The following is a 4,948-nucleotide window of genomic DNA, read 5'->3' as shown; positions in this document are numbered from 1 at the left end:
GCCGACGAACTGGTTGCGCGAATTGACGACGTTGAAGGCGTAGAGCCAGGAAAAGATCGCCGAGGCGATAATGATCCACCAGTAGATATCAAGCGCCATGACGATGGTCTGAATAAGGGCGATCATGCCGGTCTCCAAATTGTCGCCGACATGTAGCCATTGCTAAGCGTGCGGGCAAGGCCCGCGGGCTTGCCGTGCGGGCAAGGCCCGCGGGCTTGGCGAGTGGGCAAGGCCCGCCGGCCACGGCGCTTGTGGCCGGCCCGGTCTTTCGCCTTGACATCAAACGGCCGCGACCGATACAAGCCGATCCGCTGGAACGGGGCTGTAGCTCAGCTGGGAGAGCGCATCGTTCGCAATGATGAGGTCAGGGGTTCGATCCCCCTCAGCTCCACCAGCCAGCACCGCCGGTGCTTTTCACGTCGCCTTCTGCCTCCTTGCTCGCCATTTCGTGACCGCCGGATTTCGGGCCGCGTGGCTGGAACCAATGGCGGGGCAATTCGGTTCAGCTATACATTTGAAGCCAACGTGCGCGGCCGGTTGGGCAAGCGGCGATCCTTGAGGAGTTCCATCATGCAGATTTCGTCCAGGTTCCGTTCCGTCGCGGTTGCGGCAATCGCCGCCGCGGGCGTGACCATTGCCAGCGCCGCGCACGCCGACAGCGGCACGATCCGCTTTTCCGTCTACAAGGCGGCCTTCTTCATCGGCGGCTCCGGCGGTGAAGGCACGCTGACCTTCCATGGCAAACGTTATCCGATCTCGGTCGGCGGCGTCTCGGGCGGCCTCGCTTTCGGGGCCTCCAAGACCTATTTCCAGGGCAGGGTGCGCCATATCCGCCGCGCAAGCGACGTGACGGGCGTCTACGGCGCTGCCGGCGGCGGCGGGGCCCTCGGCAAGGGCGCCCAGGTGATCGTCATGACCAATGACAAGGGCGCTCAACTCGAGCTCACCGGCAGGCAGGTCGGCCTGCAGGTCAATGCCGATCTCAGCGGCATCAGCATCGCGCTGAAGCGGTAGAAGGAACAGCCTCGGCTCTTCGTGGATAGGCCGGCAAAGGCGCTGCTCGGGCGCCGAATGCCGGCCACTAGAGGCTAAGAGACGCTTGGCAGGGTCTCGGCCTCAAGGCGCCTCAATCGTCCCAGTCATCCCAATTATCTTCGTCCCGCGGGGGGTAGTTTGGAACGACCCGGATAATCGGCCGCGGACGTTGATAGCGCCAGTCATACTCGTCCCGTGGCTGCGGCTCATAGGTGCGATAAGCGGGCTGGTAATAGTGTTTCCGCCAGTATTGGTGCTTGTTGTGCGGCCGAACGCAGTATCCGTCCTCGGTCAGATAGGCGCATGTGACATGCGCCTCCCGCACCAGGCTATTTTCAGCCGGCACGCCGATGATCGGCGCCGCCTCCACCGCCGGCATCACCGCCAGCATGGTCCCGGCAAGGGCAAGAATGGGTAATTTCATCGGCCTCTCCAACCTTTCCAGAATAAGGCCGGAAGAACGTCCTGATTGGGGGCGATTTGCGGCGACCGAGATCACTTTGATTTTCGGTCGCACATATGAGCGTTAGATGATGTAACGCGCCGGGATGCCCAGGGCCGCCTTCCGGCTGTGCGCCATCCCATTGATTTCCGCGAAATCGGCGCAAGCGCCGGGGATCGGTTGAAGCCGCCCGAACCTCGTCATTCTATGGCGGAGCAACGAGCGAAGCGACGCGGCGCAGACCATGGAATCCATTCCGTTCCGTTGCACGCCTTGGCGAAGGTAACGGCATGGATTCCAGGGTCTACGCGACGCCGCTTCGCCGCTGCTCCGCCCTGGAATGACGATCGCGATGGTCGTTTCGGCCAATCTCCATGGCATGCGACCTGCCAATTCAAACAGAGCCGACCGGTCAAAATCCCTTCCCGCGTCGAGGCCGAAGTGCTCCAGCTTTGCCTCGAGACGCCCGTCGCGCAATGTTCGGCGAGTTGGACGTCGGAAGCCCACAAGCGGAGTCTCGGACCGGCCTCGCTCCACTCACCTGGAAACTGCCCTCGCCTTGTGATTGCGTTGGCGCGCATAGGCCACACAGGCGTCCACCGTGCTGACGCAGAGCGCATCGACGCTGTTCGGCAGATTGTTGTCGCCGGCATAGGAGACCTCGGCGACATGGCCGCCGACCATGCGGATCTGCGTGTTGCAGTAGCCGCCGGGGGCGACATTGACTGACCCGCCGACCGCGGGAATCGCGCCCACGGCCATGGTCGGCACCGCGATGCTGAGGTTGCCGCGCTGCACGGTGCGTTGATAGGTCCAAATCTGGCCGGATGGTCCCGTATCGGCCGTCGCGGTCGGAAAGCCGGCGCACATACGGACGTCGGCCTCGCTGAGACCGACCATCTCCTTGCGGGCGGCGGCCGTGGTGGGGTCGACCTTGGCGATGCTGGATGTATCGTCCGGGATGACGCAGGACGACAGGATGGAGATGCCTGCCGCAACAAAGGCAAGTTTTCGAATACGCAAGGATGTCATGCCGTCGGTTGGAGTTGCGTGCCGCCCGCCTGCCCAGTTGGCTACCTAGGCAATCAGGCGGCGCGGTCAACCCACCTCACAAAAACGAGATGCCGTCACACCACCCGAAAATAGCTCGTCATGCCTGTCTTCTGATGCTCGATGATGTGGCAATGCAGCAGCCAGTCGCCGGGATTGTCGGCGACGAATCCCAGCTGCACCTTCTCGTCGGGCTGGATGAGATAGGTGTCGGAGACGAGCGGCTGCACTGGCCTGGTCGAGGACGACAGCACCTTGAAGCTCATGCCGTGCAAATGGATCGGGTGCGCGTGCGGCGTCAGGTTCTCCATGTCGATGATGTAGCTCTTGCCGAGCTTCAGTTCGGCGAGCGGCGCCGTCGGGTCGGGCGTGTCGCCCGGCCACGGCACCTTGTTGATCGCCCAGAAACTGTAACCGAGCGAACCGCAGATGCTGTCGGCCGAAACGTTTTCCGCCGTGGCGCTCAGCGCCAGCGGAATGCGCCTGGCGCTGGAAAGGTCCACCTCCGCCACCGGATTGACTTCCAGCGGGCCGAGATCGCGCAGATCGTGCTTGAGCGATTTGCCGACGGAACGCAGCGTCGCCACGATTTTCGGCTTGGTGCCCCGGACGTCGCGCAGGCTGACGATCGCGCCTTCCTCGTCGGGCATACGGATGGCAAGCTCCAGCCGCTGGCCGGGTCCAATCTGCAAGGCGTCCGGCGTAAACCGCTGCGGCACCGGGTTGCCGTCGAGCGCGATCACCGTTGCCTCGGCGCCGTCGACGCGGAAGGCGTAGATACGGGTGACGTCGGTGATGGCGGCGCGCAGCCGCACCAGTCCGCCGGCCGGCGCATCGAATTGCGGCTGTTCGAGCCAATTGGCGGTGCGCACCGTGCCGAAGGTGCCGGCCTTTGCGGCGTCGCGCGGCCGGAACGCCTCGATGAACTGGCCATCGTCGCCGAGCCGCCAGTCGCGCAGGTTGATCACCATTTCGGCGTCGAAGGCCGGGTCCTTCAGGTTCTCGACCACAATCACGCCGGTTCAACCCGTGACCCATCTGGATCAGCGTGTTGCAATGCGGGTGGTACCAGAAGGTGCCGGCGTCGGGCGGGGTGAAGGCATAGTCGAAATGGTCGCCCTGATAGACATAGGGCTGGATCAGGAACGGCACGCCGTCCATCTTGTTGGGAACGCGGATACCGTGCCAGTGGATGGTCGTCGGATCATCGATGCCGTTGATCAGCCGCGCGGCAAACGGTTCGCCTTTCCGCATCCTGACGACCGGCGGCGGGCCTGCCTCACCATAGGTCAGAACATTCTGCGTCGGCGCACCGTCCATCAGCCGCGCCTCGATGCTGGCGGTCTTCAGGATCAGCAGTTCGGGCGGGGTTGCGGCGAAGCCCGTCAATCTGCCGAAGGCTGCGGCACCGGTTCCGGCGAGACCGGCGACAGCTGCGGTTTTGAGAAGAGTGCGGCGGGTTAGTATCGTCATCTGATTTCGGCGGCAGGGTGCAGCGGCAAAGTTGAACGGTTTAGCCGCGTACCACCATCCGGTGCGCGGGCCTAGTCCCGCACGCTGAAGAAGAAGGGAGCCGTGCGGCTCAGGCGTGCACCCAGTTCCGGCGGTGGGGCAGGCACAGTTGCTCCTTGAACAATAGCAAGCCCCGCTCGGTCTAGATCGGCATCACCGGACGACCGGGCTAGCCGTGCAGAAAGGACTCGCCCTGACGCATCGACAGTGAAGGTCACCAAGACATTCCCTTCAGCCCGGCGCGCCTTTGCTGCGGTTGGGTATCGCTTATGTCGATTGAGCCAGGCTCTGAGCTTTGCGTCCCATTGCTTGGAGTCACCAGATACCCCCTGCGTTGCAGACGATTTGGGCGCCGCTGCCTTCGTCGCCGCCTTGGCGTCGATGCTGGCGATGGTCGTCGCCTTGGGCGTCGTCGCCTTTTCCTTTTTCACCCGTTCCTTCGGCTTTTCGACCGGCTTCTTCTCGACCTTCTTCCTGGCTTCGACCGGCTTCTGCGCCTTGACCTCGGCTTCCACAGGTTTCGGCTGCGGTAGCGGAATGGCGAAATCGGGCGCGATCGCCTCGACAGGATCCGGCACGAATTCATCCAGTGGCTGCTGCTCGCTCAGCGCCGCGATGGTCTGATGCACCGGCGCGACCTGTTCAGCCTCCTGCGTGTCGTCGAGTGGCTGTTCGGTGACCGGCTCTGCCTGCTCCGCCACCGGCGCCGGATCGGTCACCGGCTTCGTGTCGACGGGCTTTTCCGTCTCCTCCGCCGCATCGGGCGGCTCCGGTGTCACGGTGTCCAGCATCGCTGCCTCCTCCGGCACGGCGGGCGCGGTCATCAGCGGTGCCATCTCGACCGCCAGCGCCGGCGGCGGGCCGCCATCCTGCATTTCGGCGAAACTCAGATTCTGCACCGCATAGGCA

4 protein-coding genes, 1 tRNA gene and 2 pseudogenes are annotated in these 4,948 nt (G+C 63.9%); 2 read left to right on the top strand and 5 right to left on the bottom strand.

Features of this window, described 5'->3' with window-relative positions; all coding sequences use genetic code 11:
* A pseudogene (locus tag EOA24_RS43330) lies at positions 1-126 on the bottom strand (YggT family protein); the annotation flags it as partial.
* 192 nt (positions 127-318) lie between these two features.
* On the opposite strand from EOA24_RS43330, the gene EOA24_RS27290 reads away from it, so the two are divergent.
* Together EOA24_RS27290 and EOA24_RS27285 are read left to right on the top strand one after the other, a co-directional pair.
* Positions 319-394, top strand: a tRNA-Ala gene (locus EOA24_RS27290).
* A 176-nt stretch (positions 395-570) separates the two neighbouring features.
* On the top strand, positions 571-1,014 hold the full coding sequence (locus EOA24_RS27285; RefSeq protein ID WP_126080528.1) for a hypothetical protein: 444 nt from the start codon (positions 571-573) through the stop codon (positions 1,012-1,014).
* A gap of 112 nt (positions 1,015-1,126) precedes the next feature.
* Here EOA24_RS27285 and EOA24_RS27280 read toward each other — a convergent pair whose 3' ends face one another.
* The 4 genes and pseudogenes from EOA24_RS27280 to EOA24_RS27265 all read right to left on the bottom strand — a co-directional run bounded on the left by EOA24_RS27280 (position 1,127) and on the right by EOA24_RS27265 (position 4,875).
* Positions 1,127-1,459: a hypothetical protein gene (locus EOA24_RS27280; protein WP_126080529.1), complete on the bottom strand. Its 333-nt coding sequence runs from the start codon at positions 1,457-1,459 to the stop codon at positions 1,127-1,129.
* A 555-nt stretch (positions 1,460-2,014) separates the two neighbouring features.
* Positions 2,015-2,500 (bottom strand): hypothetical protein, encoded by a 486-nt coding sequence (locus EOA24_RS27275; RefSeq protein ID WP_245463414.1) that lies wholly within the window; start codon positions 2,498-2,500, stop codon positions 2,015-2,017.
* Positions 2,501-2,604: 104 nt separating this feature from the next.
* Positions 2,605-4,000, bottom strand: a pseudogene (locus EOA24_RS27270) (multicopper oxidase family protein).
* Positions 4,001-4,071: 71 nt separating this feature from the next.
* Complete coding sequence (locus EOA24_RS27265; protein WP_127257150.1) at positions 4,072-4,875, bottom strand: energy transducer TonB; 804 nt, start codon at positions 4,873-4,875, stop codon at positions 4,072-4,074.
* Positions 4,876-4,948 lie beyond the last annotated feature (73 nt).

The organism is Mesorhizobium sp. M2A.F.Ca.ET.039.01.1.1 (assembly GCF_003998035.1).
GTDB lineage: Bacteria > Pseudomonadota > Alphaproteobacteria > Rhizobiales > Rhizobiaceae > Mesorhizobium.
The sequence above is the reverse complement of the archived record's forward strand: the minus strand, read 5'-3'. Positions and strand labels throughout refer to the sequence as shown.

Excerpts from the sequence above, each read along its gene's own strand:
- EOA24_RS27265 (WP_127257150.1), bottom strand. The coding sequence starts at position 4,875 with ATGGCACCGCTGATGACCGCGCCCGCCGTGCCGGAGGAGGCAGCGATG.
- EOA24_RS27280 (WP_126080529.1), bottom strand. The coding sequence starts at position 1,459 with ATGAAATTACCCATTCTTGCCCTTGCCGGGACCATGCTGGCGGTGATG.
- EOA24_RS27285 (WP_126080528.1), top strand. The coding sequence starts at position 571 with ATGCAGATTTCGTCCAGGTTCCGTTCCGTCGCGGTTGCGGCAATCGCC.